General features: G+C 37.8%; 19 protein-coding genes. 13 read left to right on the top strand and 6 right to left on the bottom strand.

Going from position 1 to position 21360, the window contains the following annotated elements:
• Nucleotides 1-132 precede the first annotated feature (132 nt).
• The 6 genes from ABIB40_RS12870 to cobA all read right to left on the bottom strand — a co-directional run bounded on the left by ABIB40_RS12870 (nt 133) and on the right by cobA (nt 4948).
• A complete protein-coding gene (locus tag ABIB40_RS12870) occupies nt 133-528 on the bottom strand; it encodes a nuclear transport factor 2 family protein (RefSeq protein WP_354359680.1) in 396 nt (131 codons plus the stop codon).
• Nucleotides 529-588: 60 nt separating this feature from the next.
• On the bottom strand, nt 589-1449 hold the full coding sequence (locus tag ABIB40_RS12865; protein ID WP_354359679.1) for an alpha/beta fold hydrolase: 861 nt from the start codon (nt 1447-1449) through the stop codon (nt 589-591).
• 185 nt (nt 1450-1634) lie between these two features.
• Entirely contained in the window at nt 1635-2198 is a 564-nt protein-coding gene (locus ABIB40_RS12860) for a TetR/AcrR family transcriptional regulator (RefSeq protein ID WP_354359677.1), read from the bottom strand.
• Nucleotides 2199-2657: 459 nt separating this feature from the next.
• On the bottom strand, nt 2658-3071 hold the full coding sequence (locus ABIB40_RS12855) for a VOC family protein (RefSeq protein WP_354359675.1): 414 nt from the start codon (nt 3069-3071) through the stop codon (nt 2658-2660).
• 40 nt (nt 3072-3111) lie between these two features.
• Nucleotides 3112-3843, bottom strand: a complete 732-nt coding sequence (locus ABIB40_RS12850) for a helix-turn-helix transcriptional regulator (RefSeq protein WP_354359673.1) — start codon at nt 3841-3843, stop codon at nt 3112-3114.
• Nucleotides 3844-4213: 370 nt separating this feature from the next.
• The gene (cobA, locus tag ABIB40_RS12845) at nt 4214-4948 is read right to left on the bottom strand and encodes a uroporphyrinogen-III C-methyltransferase (protein ID WP_354359671.1); all 735 of its coding nucleotides are present in this window, start codon (nt 4946-4948) and stop codon (nt 4214-4216) included.
• Between the two features lie 263 nt (nt 4949-5211).
• On the opposite strand from cobA, the gene nirB reads away from it, so the two are divergent.
• The 13 genes from nirB to ABIB40_RS12780 all read left to right on the top strand — a co-directional run bounded on the left by nirB (nt 5212) and on the right by ABIB40_RS12780 (nt 21359).
• Complete coding sequence (gene nirB / locus ABIB40_RS12840) at nt 5212-7704, top strand: nitrite reductase large subunit NirB (protein ID WP_354359669.1); 2493 nt, start codon at nt 5212-5214, stop codon at nt 7702-7704.
• A 55-nt stretch (nt 7705-7759) separates the two neighbouring features.
• On the top strand, nt 7760-8146 hold the full coding sequence (gene nirD / locus ABIB40_RS12835; protein ID WP_354359667.1) for a nitrite reductase small subunit NirD: 387 nt from the start codon (nt 7760-7762) through the stop codon (nt 8144-8146).
• Nucleotides 8147-8164: 18 nt separating this feature from the next.
• Nucleotides 8165-9115, top strand: a complete 951-nt coding sequence (gene moaCB / locus ABIB40_RS12830) for a bifunctional molybdenum cofactor biosynthesis protein MoaC/MoaB (RefSeq protein WP_354359665.1) — start codon at nt 8165-8167, stop codon at nt 9113-9115.
• 33 nt (nt 9116-9148) lie between these two features.
• A complete protein-coding gene (locus tag ABIB40_RS12825; protein ID WP_354359663.1) occupies nt 9149-10324 on the top strand; it encodes a molybdopterin molybdotransferase MoeA in 1176 nt (391 codons plus the stop codon).
• Between the two features lie 492 nt (nt 10325-10816).
• The gene (locus ABIB40_RS12820; protein WP_354359661.1) at nt 10817-12091 is read left to right on the top strand and encodes an alginate export family protein; all 1275 of its coding nucleotides are present in this window, start codon (nt 10817-10819) and stop codon (nt 12089-12091) included.
• Between the two features lie 28 nt (nt 12092-12119).
• The gene (locus ABIB40_RS12815) at nt 12120-13421 is read left to right on the top strand and encodes a NarK family nitrate/nitrite MFS transporter (protein ID WP_354359659.1); all 1302 of its coding nucleotides are present in this window, start codon (nt 12120-12122) and stop codon (nt 13419-13421) included.
• Nucleotides 13422-13573: 152 nt separating this feature from the next.
• Nucleotides 13574-17077: a molybdopterin-dependent oxidoreductase gene (locus tag ABIB40_RS12810; RefSeq protein WP_354359657.1), complete on the top strand. Its 3504-nt coding sequence runs from the start codon at nt 13574-13576 to the stop codon at nt 17075-17077.
• A 91-nt stretch (nt 17078-17168) separates the two neighbouring features.
• The gene (locus tag ABIB40_RS12805; protein WP_354359655.1) at nt 17169-18611 is read left to right on the top strand and encodes a rubredoxin; all 1443 of its coding nucleotides are present in this window, start codon (nt 17169-17171) and stop codon (nt 18609-18611) included.
• Nucleotides 18612-19343 (top strand): sulfite exporter TauE/SafE family protein, encoded by a 732-nt coding sequence (locus ABIB40_RS12800; RefSeq protein WP_354359653.1) that lies wholly within the window; start codon nt 18612-18614, stop codon nt 19341-19343. It abuts the gene before it with no gap.
• A 1-nt stretch (nt 19344) separates the two neighbouring features.
• Nucleotides 19345-20289, top strand: coding sequence for a GTP 3',8-cyclase MoaA (locus ABIB40_RS12795; protein ID WP_354359651.1), 945 nt, complete (start codon nt 19345-19347; stop codon nt 20287-20289).
• Nucleotides 20290-20350: 61 nt separating this feature from the next.
• Nucleotides 20351-20584: a MoaD/ThiS family protein gene (locus ABIB40_RS12790; RefSeq protein ID WP_354359649.1), complete on the top strand. Its 234-nt coding sequence runs from the start codon at nt 20351-20353 to the stop codon at nt 20582-20584.
• A gap of 1 nt (nt 20585) precedes the next feature.
• The gene (locus ABIB40_RS12785; protein WP_354359647.1) at nt 20586-21041 is read left to right on the top strand and encodes a molybdenum cofactor biosynthesis protein MoaE; all 456 of its coding nucleotides are present in this window, start codon (nt 20586-20588) and stop codon (nt 21039-21041) included.
• A 27-nt stretch (nt 21042-21068) separates the two neighbouring features.
• Nucleotides 21069-21359: an Rdx family protein gene (locus ABIB40_RS12780; protein WP_354359645.1), complete on the top strand. Its 291-nt coding sequence runs from the start codon at nt 21069-21071 to the stop codon at nt 21357-21359.
• The last annotated feature ends 1 nt before the right edge of the window (nt 21360 follow it).

Genomic DNA, 21360 nt, shown 5'->3' with positions numbered 1-21360 from the left:
AAAAACTCAATTACAATCATTCAGTTGAAAATTAGAGGAACGTAATGCTTAAAACCTTGATTCAGATAAGTTTTAGTTTTATTCGAGAAATATTTTTCCAGTAGCACAACATTTGCAGCCGTTTCCATATTATTAAGGTAAATCCTCAAAAAATGCATTCATCCCATCCAAATCAGAAAGATAGGTCTCGATAGAAACAATTCGGTCCTTCTTAATTTCACAGACTGTAGCGAGGTATTCATCTAGTACAAGAGCTCCCCTTTTTGCAGTATTATGAAGGGAAAGCGCCATATTATCCTTGCTGACAAGCACATTCAAAAGTTCAAAACTGAGCCCGTAACTAGCGATTAGATGAGCACGGTTTATCACGGCATCAATTCCAGAAGCTTTGCCTGATATTTTGTTGCTGCCGGGCAATGTCCACGATACCTCTGGACTCATAATTGTAGACATTAAATCCCAATTTTTATCGGTTAATGCCTTTTGAAAAGTTTTGGCCAACGTATGCTTTGTTTCTTTAGTGGTCATATTATTTGTTTTAAGTATTGTTAAATTTGAATCCTATTCCTACATAGCCAATTCGATTTATTAGCGTGTTTTTTTCATAAAAGATCTAATTTTTTCTATGATTGCATTTCCGTCCTCTTCCAAAGCAAAATGGCCGGTATCATAAATATTATAATCTATACTTTTGACATCTTTTTTAAATGCTTCCGCACCACTTTCAGGAAAGAATTCATCATTTTTACCCCATACAATTAATAGAGGGGGTTGATTATCTCTTAAGTACTGTTGCCATTTAGGGTATAATTTCAAATTATTTTGGTAATCATAAAATAAATCCAGACTAATCTGATGCGCATTTGGTTTTGATAGGTTTAAATAATCTAGATTCCACGTATCGGGGTTGATATTTTCTGGATTTCTGGTTCCGTGGATATATTGCCACTTGAGTGCATCTAAAGTAAATGTGGGCATTAATGCATTTTCGGTCTCTTCATTTCTGTTTTTCCATAGCGCCCTAATATCCTTCCACGCTTCACCCAATCCTTCTTCATAAGCGTTCCCGTTTTGATCTATAATGGCCGTAATCCGTTCTGGATGCGCTGTGGCAATTCTAAGTCCGACCGGGGCACCATAATCCTGGATCATTATTGCATAGGATTTCAATTCTTTTTGTTCAAGAAAAGAGTCTATCGTTTTAGCTAGATTATCAAATGTATAGTCATATACAGTAGGTGCTGGATAATCACTATTTCCAAATCCAGGATAGTCAGGTGCTATCAAATGAAAATCATCTGATAATTGATTCAGCACTTTTCTGTATTGATGTGAGGATGCGGGAAAACCGTGCAACAAAATAATTGTAGGGTTTTTTGGATTTCCAGCTTCACGGTAGGCAATCTCAATCCCACCGATATCTGTTTTTTTATATTTTGTGCTTTCCATTTTTGATTGATTTTTTAAATTAACTAACGATTTATTTTTTGGTTTATGGATTGACATCCAATTAGGGTAAGTATTGATAGAAGAATGGTTATTTTTTTTATTTGTCCTTTTTTATGACTTGTTGTTCTCTATAAATGAAGTTTTAATTTTACCGAACATTCGGTAATTGCTACAATCAAATTTTTTTATGTTTTCAAGTATCTGTTTTCTATATTTTGTAATGATTTTTCAAAAATAGTTATATCATTCAATCCTTTGGTCAAAATGAGACTGCCCTGAATTTCAATTAATGTTTGTGTTGCCTTTTCTTTTGCTATTTCAGAAGATAACTGTAATGCAGTTCCAACTTCTGTAAATGCATTTATCCATTTAGTCAATCCGATACTAATGTTTTGTTCAAATAAATCCATCCCTGCTTGCATTGATAAAGCTCTTAAAATACAGATTTCTTTTCCTCCCGCATAAAGTGTCTTAATTTGAGCCAATCCATTTTTAAGCCTTACTTCTGGTGAGAAGGATTCGTCATTTAGTGCAGAGAATATATTTTCTTCAACCCATTGAGCCATATAATTAAAGACAGACTCCGCCATCTCTTGCTTTCCATTCGGAAACCTATGGTAGAGGCTCGCTTTTTTTAGACCAGTTGCCTCAGATAATTCTTTTAAACTGGCCCCTTCATAACCTTTAGCGCGAAATACACTCGTTAAGGCAATTAATAAATCTTTATCCACTATTTTTTGTGGTCTCATAGGACAAATATAGGTAAAAAAAGATATTTTACCAACCGTTCGGTAATATTTATTTGTGTAGCATCTAAGTGTTAGTTTTTAATGTTATGTCTAATGACAGAATATCGTAATTTTTAATTGCACATTAATCTTTTCTAAATCAGAAATCTGCAGAATTAGTCTAAGTAGGCCATCAAAATATCACTATTATAGCGACCTATTTCAAAAATTGAAAGGATGTAAAATTACCTGTAAATATATCTTATAAATCGGGCTACAGAGGTTGGTTTTCTATTTAAGAAAGTGAACAACGTATGCTCTTATTTGTCTTGAAGGGCAAAAGTCCTCCGAAACTTGAAACAGATATATTTCATTATTTAATTCTTTACCTAACGTTGCAAATTCTTGGCATTTGTCGGATTTTCCTACCGTATGCTTTCCCGAATAGTAAATCAAAAAATCGCCTTTTTTTTATTCTTTTTAGGTAGTTTCTCCATCAAACTTCTTGATTGCTTCTGGTGTAACAGGAGTGAAAAAGTTTACGAGGTTGCCATCTGGATCACGAAATAAAAGAGATTTATTGCCCCAAGGCAATGTAGTAGGTTTTTGAACGATACAATTTTTAAGATAGTCAGCTAATCTCGCATAGTCCTTCTCTACATCATCTACTCTAAATTCTATTATTGCACTTCGGTTATGGCTTGCTTCTGCAACCTCTTCTCCTCCAAATAATTGTAATGTTTTAGTGCTGCCAATTGCCAGTGTGGCAGATTGGGTTTTAAGTTCTGCAAAATCTTGTGTATATTCCACTACAGGCATTCCCGTTACTTGCTCGTAAAATTTTATTAGTTCCTTAATGTTAGAAGTAATGATGCGAATTGATGCTAAATTCATGTTTTATTTTTTTAAGTTATTTAACAAAAGTAATTCAGTGTTAAGACAACAGTATGTCAGGGGTGCTAAAATTCTTTTCTTTTTCGGCTAAATATTCTTTAAGTGTTAGCTTGTGTGGAGTAAACTTCAAATCCATTTGTGTAATTTTTAGAATTCTGTCTAAACGAAACATCCTGTAATCCTTTCTTAACCTGCAATAGGCAATTAGTGTCCAACGCTCTTGCAAGTTATAATAGAATGCGAAAGGTTCTATATTCCTTTCTGTTTTTTCGTTTTTATGTTCCGAATAATATACGATGTTCAAAAGGTCGAAGTCGGTAAGCGCATTTTGAACTAGTGTTAAGGAATTACTTGCGTTTACCGCTGATATAGCAGGACTAACGGCAATTCTTTTTGAGAGTAAATCAACCTTTTGCTTTGTTGAATGTGATAAAACGGCTTTTACTTTATTAATCGCTTCGGTATATTCCTTAATAAGTGAACTATCCCAATTTTTAAGTACCAGTTGTTCAACTGTAATTAAAGCATTTGCTTCACTTTCAGAAAACATTATTGGTGGAATTTTATAACCCTCCATCAGCGAATATCCTTTTCCGTCTTCGGTAAATATAGGAACTCCTGCTTTGTCTAATGCTTTAATGTCTCTATAAATTGTTCGAACACTAACCCCAAATTTTTCGGCAAGACTTGTCGAAGTAATAAGTTGTTTTGTTTGCAGTTGTGTTAAAATTGCAGTCAGTCGCGAAAGTCTTTTAATGTCGTTATCCTTCATTTTTTGGTCTGCCGTTTAGTGATTGTTGCACTACAGCCAACGTTGATGTTTTTAAAATTAGGGCTGAAAATAAACGGCATTCATTATAACCATCCCAAGCCAAATATAACAAAATCCTCAGTTTACAAACAAGGCAGCTATCGAAACGTCATGTCTGCTCGTTGTTGTATTGAAATATTTTCCGGTTAAGATCCGTTTAGGATACAAGAGTCAAATAGAACATTGTGAGTTCAGTTGGCCATTATGGCGATGACTGCGGGTATAGCCTTAAAAAAAACCAAAGGCGTAACATTAGCCCCCAAGTTGATTTGTCTGCTTGCCACTTTGGTTTGGAGTTGCTCTGAGCAAATAAGAACAGCCTCAAAAATACCTATATGTTTTTCCAAGAAGAAAATGCAACTACTTCTCCAATAACAATTAGTGCTGGATGGCTAATCTCATGTTCTTTGGCCAGTTTTTCTAGGTCAATCAACCTGCCTTTTACCATTTTCATGTTTGGCAAAGAGGCATGCTGTATTAATGCCGCTGGTGTATCTGGTTTGCCACATTTTATAGCTTCCTGAATAATAAAAGGCAGATTTTTCATGCCCATATAAATTACCAAAGTAGTTTTGCTCTGCATGGCCAAACAAACATCTCTAGATAGGCTGCCATCTTTTTTTGTTCCGGTTATCATCCATAAACTTTCGCTAATCCCTCTATGGGTTAATGGAATGTCATTTAGCCCAATGGCCAACATGCTGGTAATGCCAGGAATATAAGAGGCCTTATAGCCAAGTGACCTCGCAAACATAACTTCTTCCATTCCTCTTCCAAAAATAAATGGGTCGCCGCCCTTTAAACGGATCACAAATTCTTTTTGACCTAAATGTATGGCAATCAGTTCATGTATTTGCTCTTGGGTATTATATTTTTGATATGGATTTTTACCCACGTAAATCATTTCGCAATTTTCTTTAGAATATTGTAAAAGCTCTTTGTTCGCAAGATTGTCGTAAAGAATAACGTCTGCTTTTTTTAATGCTTTTAGCGCTTTTAGGGTGATTAATTCAGGATCTCCGGGCCCAGCTCCTACAATTATCAGTTCAGAATTAAATTTTTGCATTATTTTTTAGATAATTTATATTATAAATTTGTTTTTATTTAATTTTTACATTAAATATTGTACATATATGGTGTAATTATACTAAAATAAATTATTTAATATAAAATTTAGATGTAATTATGTTTATTTTCTTCTGTATATTGTTTTTTATAATTTTATTGAAAATAAATTATCTAAAAATATGATTAAAATGGTTTTTTTTTGCTTTTTTTGTGGAGTATAAAGTTTATTTAAATATTTAAGGTGGTTTTTTAAAAATATAGATGAAAAAAAAGATAATTATTATAGGAAATGGTATGGTTGGACACAAGTTTTGCGAAAAGCTAGTTTCTAAAACCGATAATTTTCAGGTCACTGTCTTTGGAGAAGAGCCGCTTATCGCCTACGATAGGGTGCATCTTAGCTCTTATTTTGCTGGTAAAACAGCAGAAGATTTAAGTTTGTCGACCAATTTATGGTATCAAGAGAATAAAATCGACTTGTATTTGGATGATGCCGTGACGGAAATCAACCGAGAGTCTAAAACGGTACACAGCCATCGAGGCGTTTCTTTGTCTTATGACTACCTGATTCTTGCAACCGGTTCTTCGCCATTTGTTCCCAATATCCCCGGTATAGAAAAAGAAGGGATATTCGTTTATCGAACTTTAGAAGATCTTGATAAAATGAAGGTGCATGCGGCAAAGTGTACCCGCGGCGCGGTAATGGGAGGTGGTCTGCTCGGTTTAGAAGCTGCAAAGGCAATGTTGGATCTTGGTATAAAAGAAACTCACGTAATCGAGTTTGCTTCTCGGTTAATGCCGCGCCAAATTGATGATGCTGGCAGTAAACTGCTTCAGGGCAAATTGCAACAGCTAGACCTTAAAATACATCTTAATAAAAACACCTCACACATTCTTGGTTCAGACGAGATTACGGGTATGGCTTTCGCTGATGATACTCAGCTCGATTTAGAAATGCTCGTAATCTCTGCGGGCATTAGGCCGCGAGATGAGATTGCAAAACTTGCAGGACTAGAAGTGAGCTCGAGAGGAGGTGTGGTGGTAAATCAATTTATGCAAACCAGTGATGAGGATATATTTGCAATTGGCGAATGCGCCTTGCACGATAGTATGATCTATGGTTTAGTTGCACCAGGTTATGAAATGGCAGAAGTTGCGGCTTCGTTTCTCTGCAACATAAATAGAAGCTTTAACGGCTTTGATATGAGTACCAAACTAAAATTAATCGGTGTAGATGTGGCCAGTTTCGGTGATCCATTTATCGCTGAGCCAGATTGTACTTCAATCGTTTTTGAAGATACCAATAAAGGCGTTTACAAACGTATTAATATAAGCAACGACGGGAAGCAGCTCTTGGGCGGTATCTTAATTGGTGATGCAGAGGCATATAATATGCTTTTACAGACGGTAAACAACAAAATTGTCTTGCCGCCAAATCCAGAAGATTTGATTTTAGGCCTTCGCGGCGGAGAGGCTGCGGTTGGTTCTGGAGTTATGAGTTTGCCAGACGAAGCGCTGGTCTGCTCTTGCGAAGCAGTATCTAAAGGAGCTATTTGTAATGCTGTAACCGAACTTAACATAACTAGTGCCGAGGCGATGAAAAAATGCAACCGAGCTGGAACGGGTTGTGGAGGTTGTATCCCGATGGTAAAAGACCTCATCGCAGGAACGCTTAAAGAAAACGGCGTGTACATTAAAAACGTTATTTGCGAACATTTCGATTATGCCCGTCAGGAATTGTTGGATTTGATCAAGATAAACGAAATAAAAACCTATGACGAAGTGCTGGATGCATTTGGGAAAGGCGATGGTTGTGAGGTTTGCAAGCCTGCAATTGCCAGTATTTTGGCTGGTTTGTGGAACGATTTAATTCTGAAACAAGATACCATACAAGATAGTAACGACCGATTTCTGGCGAACATTCAAAAAGGCGGAACGTATTCTGTAGTTCCGCGCATTCCCGGTGGCGAAATCACCCCCGATAAACTCATCGTAATCGGCCAGGTGGCCAAAGATTTTAACTTGTACACCAAAATTACCGGCGGACAAAGAATCGATTTATTCGGTGCGCATTTAAATGATCTGCCCTTTATTTGGGCTAGATTAATAGCGGCTGGTTTTGAAAGCGGACATGCGTACGGAAAATCCTTGCGTACGGTAAAAAGCTGTGTGGGAAGCACATGGTGCCGCTATGGCTTGCACGATAGTGTTAGTTTCGCAATCAGGGTAGAAGACAGGTATAAAGGCTTAAGATCTCCACATAAATTAAAGGGAGGGGTTTCTGGTTGCGTGCGCGAGTGTGCCGAGGCACAATCTAAAGACTTTGGCATTATCGCCACAGAAAAAGGTTGGAATTTGTATGTGTGTGGAAACGGTGGCTCAAAACCAAAACACGCCCAATTATTGGCAACAGATGTCGATAGCGAAACATGCATTAAATACCTCGATAGATTTTTAATGTTTTACGTGCGTACCGCCGATCCATTAACACGTACCGCAACTTGGTTAGATAAAATGGAAGGTGGGATTGCCTACCTAAAAAACGTAGTGGTTAATGATAGTTTGGGCATTGCGGCAGAGCTGGAGACGGCAATGGAGTACCATGTAAACAGCTATGCTTGCGAGTGGGAAGCGGCCATCGCAAATCCAGAAATGAGAAAGCGATTTAACCATTTCTTAAATGCGCCAGAAGAGAAGGATCCTACAGTAAAATTCGAAACCATGAGAGATCAGGTAAAAGCAGAAACCTGGTAATGATATAAAAAACAATAGTTTATTAGTGCATCCAATTTAGATAAAACTTAAAACAATGATCGACATTTTAAATACAAACGTGGCAATAGAAAGTACTAATAAAGATGGACTATTTTTTGCCTGCTATGCAGACGAGGTTCCCGAGAACGGCGGTGCTTGCGTAAAATATAAAGACGAGCAAATTGCAATTTTTAACTTTAAAAGAAGACAAGAATGGTATGCAACACAAAATCTTTGTCCACATAAACAACAAATGGTATTGTCTCGCGGGATGATCGGCAGCTCAGGAGAAGAATGTGAGCCTAAAGTGGCCTGTCCTTTTCATAAAAAAACATTTTCATTACAAACTGGTGCCTGTTTAAGTGGCGATGACTGTGAGTTAAAAACATATCCTATCTTTGTTAAAGAAGGAAAAGTCTATTTAGAAATTCATAACCGTTAAATGCGGGTGTTTAAGTAAATGAGAGATATAACGAGCAAGCAGGTTTCCCTAAGAACTGCAAAAGCCGTTGGAGTTGTTTTTTGTTCGGAGGACACCATTGCGGTTATTCGAAAGAACGAACTGCCAAAGGGAAATTTGTTTGATGTTGCTAGGGCTGCAGGTTTTATCGGTGCAAAGCTCACTCCGCAGTTATTGCCTCATTGTCATCCGGTACAAATTGACGGTATGGATTTAACCTTTGATTTTTTGGACGCCAACCTGCATTCCTCATTTCTTGATAAAGAGACCTTTGAAAAAACAGGGATAGTGATTTTTGGGGAGGCAAAATCTATTGGGCGCACTGGGATTGAGATGGAAGTTCTTACCGCGGTTTCTGTAGCAGCTTTAGAGCTTTATGATATGCTAAAGCCAATAGATAAATGTTTAGAAATTGGAAAAATTCGCCTGCTTGATAAAAAAGGAGGCAAAAGCGATCGAATAAAGTTTTTTGCCACTTCGCCCGTTTGCGCTGTGTTGGTTTGTTCTGATTCAACAGCTCAAGGGAAAAGAGAAGACAAATCTGGCGTATTGATTAAAAAGATGCTGGGAGATGTAAATGCAACTGTTAAATATTATGGCGTTTTGCCAGATGACAAAAACGCCATACAATCTCAAATACTTGACTGGGTAAAGGATGATGTTCATTTTATTTTTACCACAGGCGGTACTGGTTTAGGCCCCAGAGATTTAACTGTAGAAGCGGTAAAAGAAATTTTAGAGCGCGACGCCGACGGCGTTACTGAGGCCATGCGAGTTTTTGGTCAGCAGAGAACCCCACTTGCCATGATGAGTAGAGCGGTTGCGGGATCTATTGGTCAAACCCTTATTGTTACCCTGCCTGGAAGTAGTGATGGTGCAAGGGAAGGCTTGGAAGCAATTTTGCCCGCTATTTTTCACGCTAGGAAAATGATGAAAGGCGGAGGGCACTAGTCTGATAGAAAAATTCTCTATAAAACACAAAGAATGATTTCCTTTCAAAACGCAATAGCATTAATCCTATCAAAAGCACATTCTTTTGGGCAAGAGGATATTAGCCTTGAGAACGGTCTCGGTAGGGTTTTGGAAGGAGACGTATTTGCCCCTCGAGATTTACCTCCTTTTAATCGGTCGGCAATGGATGGTGTCGCTTTGCGACTTGAAGACTTAAGTATCGGAATTAAAGAATTTAGATGTATTGAAACCATATTTGCCGGTAGTTTATTTTCTAAAAAAATACAACGTGGAGAATGCTATAAAATAATGACTGGTGCCTCCGTTCCCGAATTTGCTGATGTAGTTATTCGGGTGGAAGATACCTTAGAGCAAAATGAAAAAATCGAAGTTATTTCGAGGGGAGCTAAGCGATATCAAAACATTTCATTAAAGGGGCAAGATTTGGAAACTGCCGCACTTGCAATTAGAGGTGGAACGTGCCTCAATGCTGCAACAATTGGTTTATTGGCTTCTTTAGGCAAAGGCAAAATCGCTGTAAAAAAGTTGCCGACTGTAAATTTCATCACCACCGGAGATGAAATTATAGAACTGCAGCAAGAAATTTCTCCCATAACTATTTATAACAGCAATAAATATGTGTTAACCTCGCTCTTGAAACAATTAGGTATCGAGATCGATAAATACACTCATGTTCTAGATGATCCTGATGCTTTACGGTTAACCATTAAAAAAAACTTGCAATCAGACATATTAATCATTACTGGAGGTGTTTCGGCTGGTCAAGCTGACTTTATTCCGTCCATCCTGGAAGAGTTGGGCGCCTCAAAAAATTTCCATAAAGTTGCTATAAAACCAGGTAAGCCTATTTGGTGTGGGCAATTAGGTAAAACAATGATTTTTGCTTTGCCGGGCAATCCATTTTCGTGCTTGGTTACTTTTAAGCTCTTTGTAGAATTCTATATAAATACTTCTTTACGGGGCGCTGCGCCAACAATTGAAAAACTTCCACTAAATTTTGAACGTATAAAAAAGACGAGTTTAGATGAGTTTTTCCCCGTAATTATAAAAAACGGAATGTTAAACAAAGTAGACATCAATGGATCTGGGGATGTTCGGCTAGGTTTTGCTGCAAATGCACTGGCCATGCATGCCGCAGATGAAAACATATTGACAAAAGGCTCGCAGGTCGCTTACCTTCCGCTCTAACTTCGTTTCTTCCTTCAAAAGCTTTATTGGTTTTTCAACATCTTTTTTATTTGCTGATGGAGTTGATTCTATTTTTTTTAAAAAAAAATATAGTTTTTTATATTTTTTTACTAGTAATAATTTACATATATTAATATTTGCATATAAAAATATGTAAATATTAGATTTATTTAAGTCTTTTTGTATCTTTTTACTTTAAAAAATTAATTTATTTCATAAATATAAGAGTAATTGTATTTTTTTATAAAAAATATATAATTTATAGTAGCATAATTTATGATAAAATTCATTTTTTTTTAAAATTTACCAGTTTATTTTATTTTTTTTAATAAAAAACATGTTTATTTCACGATATTGAATATATTTACAGCCATGAAGGTAAAAAAAATAGCAATAAAACTCGTTTAGATTAAAACTAGAAAACCCCAACCAGATTGCAGTCATAATTGGGGCTTAAAGAATCGAATCCGCAAAAACTCAAAACTTACCCAAATGTATCGAAAATTTAAATCAATCAACAAGTTAGCTGTAATTGGCATTGCAAGTTTATACGGCAAGCAAGCCGTGGCACAGTTAAACATTTCTGCTGAACTTAGACCTAGGGCAGAATTTAGAAACGGTTTTAAGACTCTAAACACAGCTGAGACAAGTGCAGCGTTGCTTGTAGAGCAGCGATCTCGCTTAAACTTTAGCTACGTTAAAGAAAAAGTTAGCCTAAAAATCTCTCTTCAAGATGTGCGAATGTGGGGCAATACCGCCCAGGTTTACAAAACGGACCCATCCTTAACAAACGTGTTCGAGGCTTATGGAGAATATCGTTTTGATAAGAGGTATGCCATGAAAATTGGCCGACAACAGTTAAGCTACGACAACGAACGTTTTTTAGGTGGATTAGACTGGGCACAACAAGGTAGAAGCCACGATTTGGCAAAATTTACCTATACAGATTCCACTGGTTTTTCTGCACATATAGGTGCTGCTTTCAACCAAAATGTGGGTACAGAACCAACAAAACTTTCTAGCACTTTTTACAATGGCACAGCCAATTACAAAACCATGCAATATTTATGGCTGCATAAAGATTATAGCAGCGGTAAAATTTCTTTTCTTTTCTTAAATGATGGCAGGCAAAAGCTCGATTCTACAACCGCCTTTAAACAAACCTTTGGGCTATATGCAGAACAAAAAGTAGGTGCATTGAAGATTCACGAAGAAGCTTATTATCAATCTGGTAAATCTTCGACCAATAAAAATGTAAGTGCCTATCTTTTCTCCTTTTCTGCTGCGCTACCCAAGGCTTTTGCTGCTCCAGAGCTTGGTGCCGATTATTTATCTGGAACAAAATCAACTTCAGCAAAAGAAAATGCATTTGATCCAACGTTTGGTACAAACCATAAATTCTACGGGTTTATAGATTATTTTTATGTTGGCAATGCCTTTGGGCAATCTGGCAGAACAACAGGGTTAGTTGATGTTTATCTAAATTCTAAAATCAAGGCTGGCAAAAAATCATCCTTTTTGCTCAATCTACATCAATTTAACTCTCCTGTAGATGTATTTTCTGGACAAGACAAACTAAGCAGCTCGCTTGGCCAAGAAGTAGACGTGGTTTATAACCTCGACTTTTATCCATCGGTAAATTTTAAACTGGGTTACTCGCAATTGTTTTCTACTAAAACAACGGACGTTGTTAAAGGGGTTATTAACCAAAAAGGACCTAACCAATGGGCATGGGCTATGCTTACTTTTTCACCAACACTTTTGTAACTCAACTTAAATTTTAAAAAGAACTTTTATGAATCACGATACGAATAAACCACTTTCAAAACTCCGCCTATTATCCATCAAAGGCATTCAAATGCGTACTTTTCACATTACTTGGTTAATGTTTTTTGTATGTTTCTTTGGTTGGTTTGGTCTTGCGCCCCTAATGCCAACCATAAGAGTAGAGCTTGGGCTATCAAAAGCTCAAGTAGGAAACATCATCATCGCTTCTATTGCATCAACCATTTTTGCTAGGTTAATTATAGGCAAACTTTGCGATATTTTTGGGCCAAGAAAAACTGCCTTTTGGTTGTTAATTCTAGGCTCCATTCCGGTATTTCTTGTTGGGTTGGCCCACAGTTATCAAACCTTTTTGCTCTTTAGGCTTGCCATAGGTGTTATAGGTGCATCATTTGTAATTACCCAATACCATACCTCTATGATGTTTGCTTCAAATATAAAAGGCACGGCAAATGCAATTACTGGTGGTTGGGGCAACTTGGGCGGCGGTGTAACCAACATGGTTATGCCCCTTATATTTGCAGCTATTGTTGGCCTGGGCTATACAACTGGAGAGGCCTGGCGGTATGCCATGATTGTTCCGGGATGCATGATGCTTTTTACGGCCATCCTTTACCTAAAATACACAAAAGACACGCCCGCCGGAAATTTTAGTGAAATCGGTCATTCCAAAGCAGCTTCTAAGAAAACCGACTGGTCTGTCTTGGCCGATTGGCGGGTATGGGCGCTAACCCTTGCTTATGCCATGTGTTTTGGAGTAGAAATCACCTTCGATAATGTTGCCTCTTTACATTTTGTAGATTCTTTTGGGCTTTCTCAAAGCTCTGCAGGTTTTTGGGCAGGTATTTTTGGCGCAATGAATCTTTTTGCCAGAGCTATGGGCGGTGTTGTCTCAGATAAAGTTGGAGCCAAATTTGGTTCGAAAGGAAAATGGAGCTTATTGGCAATAGTGCTATTGCTTGAGGGAATAGGAATTATATTATTTGCCCAAGCAGGTTCTTTAGTGCTGGCAATTGTAAGTATGTTAACCTTTGCTTTATTTCTAAAGATGGCTAATGGAGCCACTTATGGCATAGTCCCTTTTGTTAACGAAAAAAACGTTGGGCTTATTAGCGGCATTGTTGGTGCAGGAGGAAACGCTGGTGCTTTAGTTTTTGGGTTTCTATTTAAGTCAGAAAATATCAGCTACGTACAAGCTTTCGAGTATATCGGAATTGCAGTCTTGGTAGTTTCGGTCATCATATTTATTACAAAATTTACTATTAAAGAAAGTGATGAGGTAGACGATGTTTCTCTGGCAATAACGACCTAGTTTAAATGACAACATCGAAATAGTATGGATAGAATGTTTACGTGTGAAAAAGTATCTCCTCGAGAATGTTCGTTTATACGGTTTTGTAGCCGTCACGCTCAAAGCCGTTATCCAAGCCATCTTTAATTTAAAAAAATACCTACAAATAAAATATGACTAAAATATCTTCAAAAACAGTCCAAATTCCTTCAACATGTTGTTACTGCGGGGTGGGTTGCGGTGTTTTGGTCTCTAAAGACAAAAATAATACACTTTCTTTAGAGGGAGATAAAAGTCATCCATCTAACGAAGGGAAACTTTGTTCAAAAGGTTTAAATCTCCATTACACGGTTAACGACAAGTCTGATCGACTGCTCTATCCGCAGATGCGTTACAACAAAAGCATGCCTTTAGAAAAAGTTACGTGGGACGAAGCTTTAGACAGAACGGCGGCCGTTTTTAAAACGTTTATAGAAAAATACGGTCCAGATTCGGTGGCTTTCTATGTTTCTGGCCAATGCCTTACCGAAGAATATTATTTGGTAAACAAATTGATGAAGGGATTTATTGGAAGCAACAACATCGATACAAATTCGCGCTTGTGCATGAGTAGCGCAGTTGCGGCTTACAAAATGTCGTTGGGAGAAGATAGCGTGCCGCTTTGTTATGATGATATTGAACTGGCAGATTGTTTTTACGTTACGGGCGCCAATCCGTCATGGTGTCACCCAATTTTATGGCGAAGGGTAGAAGCCCACAAGGCAGCAAATCCAACTGTAAAAATCATCGTGGTTGATCCTCGGGTAACAGATACTTGCTCTATTGCCGATCTACATTTGCAACTTAATCCGGGTACAGATGTAACACTAAATCATGCCATCGGTAGAATTCTTATAGAAAACGGGACAGTAGATTTTCATTTCATTAATAACCACTCAGAAGGTTTTGATGCCTATAGTAAGAAAGTTTTTGCCAAAACTTTAGAAGAGTCGGCAGAAATTTGTGGCTTAGATCCTTACAATATTAAGTTAGCCGCTCAATACATCGGAGATGCAAAAGGCTTTATCTCTATGTGGACAATGGGCTTAAATCAAAGCTCAATTGGCGTAAACAAAAACTTAAGTCTGATAAATCTTAGTCTCATTACCGGAAAAATTGGCAAGCCTGGCAACGGGCCACTTTCTTTAACAGGGCAACCCAATGCTATGGGCGGAAGAGAGGTTGGCGGACTTTCTAACCTACTGGCCGCACATAAAGATTTAGCCAATCCTTTGCACAGAAAGGAAGTGAAAGAGTTTTGGGCGGGCACAGAAATTAACCCAAAACCCGGGTTAACTGCAACAGAAATGTTCGAGGCGTTGGAAGATGGCAGGTTGAAGGCCATTTGGATAATGTGCACAAATCCTTTGCTTAGTTTGCCAAACGTTCGGCAAGCAGAGGCCGCATTAAAAAAGGCCAAGTATGTGGTAGTGCAAGAAATTAGCAACAAGTCAGAATGTTTGGCTTACGCCGATGTGATTTTGCCTGCTGCGGGCTGGGTAGAAAAAGAAGGCACCATGACAAACTCTGAGCGCCGTATTTCTTATCTGCCAAAAGTTTTAGATGCTCCGGGTCAGGCACTTCCAGATGCGGAGATTATTGTAAAATTTGCTCAAAAAATGGGTTTTAACGGATTTGATTATAAGAATCAAGAAGAAATATTTTTAGAGCACGCGGCACTAACGGCAAATACTAACATAAACATTACTGGTTTAAACTATAAAATTTTACAAGAAGAAAGGTCTGTTCAATGGCCTTATCATAGTAAGAAAAACCAAAGTACACCAAGGCTTTTTACCGATTTTAAATTTTACACACCGTCGCAAAAGGCTATCATTCATGCTGTTGCTGATGTTTTTAAAAGTGAGAGACCATCTCCAGAATTTCCGCTTATCCTTACAACCGGACGAATTAGAGATCAGTGGCATACCAGAAGTAAAACAGGGAAAGTAAGTAAGTTAAACCAACACATTAAACAATCGTTCTTGGAAATTCATCCCGCCGATGCGGAAGAATTAAACATAAGCGAAAACGATTTGGTGAGTATTACATCCAAAACAGGAGAAGTTAGGGTTAAGGCAAATATTACCCTCGCCATAAAACGGGGCGTAGTTTTTTTACCCATGCACTACGGCAAAATTTTAAATAGTGATTTAAATCGAGCCAATAACCTTACAACTCCGTTGCTTGATGAAATTTCGAAAGAACCAGATTTTAAGTATTGTACGGTAAACGTGGCCAAGTACCAAAAGCCAACACAACGTATAGTAGTTATTGGTGCAGGCGCTGGCGCGTTTGGTTTTATAAAATCCTATAGAGAAGTTAATCAAAGCGATCATATTACGGTTTTTAGTAAGGAGAATAATCCTTTTTACAATCGGGTAATGTTGCCAGATTACATTAGCGGAGAGCAGAAATGGGAGCAGTTGGTAAAGATGACCAAAGAAGAAGAGCCCATTTATAACATAAGCTTACAGCGAGGTGTAGGAATTGAAAAAATAAATAGAGAACAGAAGTTTGTAACAGATGATTTTGGTAAAAAAACCCCTTACGATTTGCTGATTATTGCAACGGGAAGCAGGGCTGCTATCCCTAAGAATATTCCGAAAATACCAGGAATATTTTCTATGCGTACCCGTAAAGATGCAGATGATTTTAAAAACCATTTGCCAAGAGAAAGCCATGTGCTTATTGTTGGTGGTGGTTTATTAGGGCTAGAAATGGCGGCGTCTTTGCGGGCGTTGGGCGTAAAAATTACCATAGTGCAACGCATTTCTAGGTTTTTAAGTAGGCAATTAGACCCACTCGGTAGCCAGATTTTATACGAAGAAATGGTAGATCAAGGCTGCGATATCTATTTTGATGATGAGGCAGAGCTTTTTTATGGACGTTCTAAGTTAACCGGCGTAAGGCTAAAAAGTGGCCGCAAAATAGAATGTGATGCGGTAGTATTAGCCATCGGCACAACACCCAATGTAGAGTTGGCAAAAGATTGTGGCTTAATGGTTAAAAGAGGAGTTGTGGTAAATGAATATCTTCAAACCAGCGACACAGCTATTTTTGCAATTGGAGAAATAGCAGAATTTGATGGTATTCTTTATGGAATTACGGCGGCTGCAGAACAACAGGCAGCTGTTTTGGCAAATTATTTATATGGAGACATAGCAAGTTTTTACCAAGGAAGTGTTTTCATGAACATTATTAAGGTACACGGATTTGATTTATGTAGCATTGGATTGCCCGAATGTCCAAACGATAGAGAGTACGAAGAGATTGTGTTTATCGATAAAGCAAAAAGGTATTATAAAAAATGCATTATCCACCAAGATAGGTTGGTCGGCGCCATTTTAATTGGAGATAAAAATGAATTTCAAGAGTATAGAGATTTGATTTCTAATAAGATTGAATTAAGTGGTAAACGTTTGCAGTTGTTAAGAAGTGGCAAAGCGCCAGCACCCATTATTGGGAAACTGATCTGTAGTTGCAATAATGTAGGCGAGGGAAATATTAGCGATGCCATTGCAAATGGCTGCATAGAAATTAAAGACTTGTGTGCCAAAACAGGTGCTGGTACAGGATGCGGATCTTGTAGACCCGAAGTGAAAAGAATTTTGGATACCGCGCTTGTATTAGATTAAAGTATCGCTTGGAAAAAATAGAATTATTCTCGTGCGAGCAGAATAGGTTACAAAAAAATAGATTTAAATAGCGATATAGTTTAGAATAAGGATGAGCGTTAAACATATTATAAAAATTAATTTGCCTGGAGGCATTGTTTCTCCTGGCGATTTATTCGACATTCTTATGCATGCAGAAGCCGCAGGAGCAGATCAATTGCGTTTTGGAAATCGGCAACAGCTTTTCTTCTTGATTGATGCGGATAAATTAGAAGATCTTGCAGACGCGCTGATGGTGGATGATGTGGTTTACGAGGTAGATGCAGATTTGTACCCAAATATTTTGAGTTCTTATGTAACCGAAGAAATATTGAGCCCTACAAACTGGCTTAGGGAGGGAACTTATAAAGACATTTTAAACGCCTTTAATTATCAACCAAAGCTTAAAATAAATATAGTAGACTATGCCCAAAACCTAATCCCGTTTTTTACCGGTCACTTAAACTTTGTTTCCTCAGAGGTTAGCAATTTTTGGTACCTCCACATTCGTTTTCCTAAAGGGAATGAAATGTACAGTTGGCCTACACTAGTTTATTCTGAAGATGTTGCGGCGCTTTGCAAAGTACTGGAGCCCGAGATTTTGTCTTCTACCGAAATAATAGGCGTGCAGTTGTATAAGAAAATTTCAGAAAATCAACACTTTATTCAACAAGAATATGCCCACTCTTTAATACATACCGATTTCCAACTGCCTTATTATGAGGGTTTCAATCGTTATGGAAATCATAAGTTGTGGCTTGGAATTTATCGGCGTAAAGAAGAATTTTCTGTTTCTTTTTTAAAAGAAGTTTGCGAAATCTGTAAAAAAACACGGCTGGGACAACTTTATACAACCGCATGGAAATCGTTGGTAATTAAAAGTATAAAAGACGATGATCGGAAGTATTGGAGCCATCTAATGAATAAACATCGGATAAATGTAAGGCACGCGGCGAATGAGCTAAATTGGTCGATAGAAGATGTATGCGACGAGGCGTTAGCGCTTAAAATAAATTTGGTTAAACATTTCGAAGAGGTCGATTTAAGGACGTACCGGCTATGTTTCGCCATAAAGACAAAGCCGAATACGGGGCTTTTTGGTTCTGTGATTATCAGAAAAAGAAACGAGAAAAATAGGCGGGGTGAAGAGCTTTATGAGGTTATGCATTCTAAAAATTTTAACCCTAATAACAAAGAATATGTTAGTTTTGCAATGCCTTGTAACCAAAAAGAGTTGAAGCAAAGTTTAATAAAATTAACTGATTACTACTATGGCCTGCAGCTCAATGTTGCATTGCCAGAAGAAGTGACAGAATTGCAGCACCCAAAGGCAGAAAATGAAAATGTCTATCAATGCAATAGCTGTAAAACAATTTACAACAAGGTTTATGGAGATGAATTTAACCACGTGGTCCCTGGAACAAAATTTGAAGATTTAAGTGCGTATACTTGCCCGGTGTGTGATGCACCCAAAGAAAATTTTTCATCTGTTAGTTTAAACAAAATGCTTATTTAAATGCCAATTGAAGTTGTTATTGCCATAAGTCTATTTATACTGGGGTTTTTATATGCCTCCGTTGGCCATGGAGGTGCTAGTGGGTACATTGCAGTTTTCTCTTTATCTGGCATAGCTGCCGTAGTCTATAAACCTTTGGTTTTACTGCTTAACATCATTGTATCGGCTGTTGCATTTTTGCAATTTAAAAAAGCAGGATATTTAAAATGGAAACTCATTTTACCATTCTTGATCACCTCAGTGCCTTTTGCGTATTTTGGAGCAAAATTCCCCTTAAAAGGAGAGGTTTATAATGTTTTATTAGGCCTGGCTTTGTTGTTTCCAATTGCACGGTTGTTAAAGTTTTCGCCAACAGAGCAAGGCGCACGCAAAGAAATTTCGTTAATTGCAGGTTTGTTTACTGGCGCAATATTAGGATTTGCCGCCGGCTTGCTAAACATTGGTGGTGGCATTTTTTTAAGTCCAGTGTTAATTTTAATGGGCTGGGCAAATGCAAAGGAATCTGCTGCGGCCTCGGCTTTTTTTATTTTTTGCAATTCTATTGCAGGGCTTTTATCTGTTAAGGCCCAATCTTTTTTTACTGCCGATTATTCCTACGTATGGTTTTTTGCAGCTGTTTCGGGTGGATTTATTGGCGCTTACCTTGGTAGTAACCTTTACAAAAATAAAACCATTAGGTACGTACTCGCCTCTGTAATGAGTGTAGCATGTGTAAAGCTTTTATTCTTTTAATATGGTGATAGATGATTTTGGTCGTTCTTTTAAGAATTTGAGGATAAGCTTGCTAGATGTGTGTAATTTTGCTTGCACCTATTGTACAAACGAAGATTTAACAAGTCAGCAAATTAAACCTAACAGCTTGTCTGTAAATGATTTATTGCTTACTGTGCAAAAGCTTCATGCTAAACTGTCGCTTAACTCGGTCAGGTTAACCGGAGGCGAACCCCTGTTGTATCCGGAGCTTGAGCAATTGATTGCCGGTTTATTAGAAATAGGAATTCCTAAGGTTAACATGACCAGCAACGGCTTTTTGTTAGAGAAGAAGGCAATAGCACTAAGAAAAGCCGGACTAACAGAAATTAATATTTCTTTGGATGCTGCAGAAGAGGGTTCGTTTTTTAAGATGACGCGAAGAGCGAAGTTGCAAGAAGTCAAAAAAGGAATCGATGCAGCAATTAATGCAGGCTTAAAAGTAAAGTTAAATGCCGTTTTGGTAAGGGGAGAAAATGATGATCAAGTTATTCCCCTGCTTAAATATGCTGCCTCTAAAAATATAGCAGTTAGGTTTTTAGAGGTAATGCAAATGGGGCATTTGTATAAAGAGTCTGATGAATCACTATTTTCTCAGCAAGAGATTTTGGAACGTATTTCTACCGTTTACAGTTTTAAGGCTTTGCCGAGAAAAGCATCGGCGACAGCCAACTATTGGAGAACAGAATGCGGATTGATATTTGGAATTATAGCAAATACCAGCACACCGTTTTGCAAAGATTGCGATCGTTTGCGCTTAGATCATCATGGAAATATATTTGGATGTTTGAGTGTAAACCAACCCATTAATTTAAACACATCTAACAGCGATGCTGATTTTACCACGCTCTTAAACAGTGCGCTGAACCAAAAGCAACCTGTTAAATTTACAGGTAGCGAATTACCCATGCTAAAAATTGGAGGCTAAAAACCGACTGGGAATTTTTTTGATAACTATTGTTTTTATTTGAACAAAAGCCAATTAAACTATGAAAATTAAAATCTATGCCATGTTAAAAGAATATTTCGCCGATGAAATAGAATGCATGAGCAGCCTTGAAACTATAGGAGCGTTAAAATTAGAGTTGATTGCCAGAAATCCTTCGGCTAAGGAAATCTTAGATATTTCTCGCTTTGCAGTAAACAATACTTTTGTGGCTTTAGATTATCCACTTCATTCAGGAGATTTTATAGACGTTATCCCACCAAGTAGCGGAGGTTAATATGAATTACATAACATCAAAAGAAATTAAGGTGGCAGAGTTGCTTACCCAAAATGAAGACCCCTTAGCGGGCGCAGTTGTTGTTTTTAATGGAACGGTGCGGGCGCGAAGTTTTGGGAAAGAAGTATCGCACCTGTTTTACGAAGCGGCCGAGGAAATGGCTAGGCAAATGATCCAAACCCTCATTGAAGAGGCAAAAGAGAAATGGCAGTTAACCAGCGCGTTGGCGATTCATCGGGTAGGGAAAGTCGGGATTAATGAAACTGCTGTTGTAGTAGTTACAGCTTCTGTCCATCGCAAAGAAGCCTACGAAGCCAATAGATTTCTCATAGAAAAAATAAAACATGAATTGCCCGTATGGAAATGCGAATACTTTTTGGATGGTAAGAAAAAATGGGGCGGCAACTGCAGCTGTCAAGAAGTTACTGGAGATCCAAATATTCACATTTACGAGTAACCTTGTTGCGATAATATTTAATTTCGAATGATGATGATTGAGTCAAAACCTTTAATAGAAATAGAATATTGCCCAAAATGCGGATGGCTGTTGCGCTCTGCGTACATGGCGCAAGAGTTATTAAACACATTTGTAGATGAGCTAAGAGGAGTTACACTAATTCCCAGCGAAATTGGAGGGACTTTTACCGTGAAAGTGGATGGGAGTTTGATTTTTGATCGGCAGCAAATGCAACGTTTCCCCGAGATTAAGGAGCTAAAAAAATTGGTTAGAGATGCGGTAAGCCCAGATAAAGATCTTGGACACTCAGAAAAATAAA

The sequence above is a fragment of the Pedobacter sp. UYP30 genome (assembly GCF_040547165.1).
In the GTDB taxonomy this organism is placed as follows: domain Bacteria; phylum Bacteroidota; class Bacteroidia; order Sphingobacteriales; family Sphingobacteriaceae; genus Pedobacter.
Note: the sequence above shows the minus strand (reverse complement) of the source record. Positions and strands in the feature narration are given on the sequence as shown.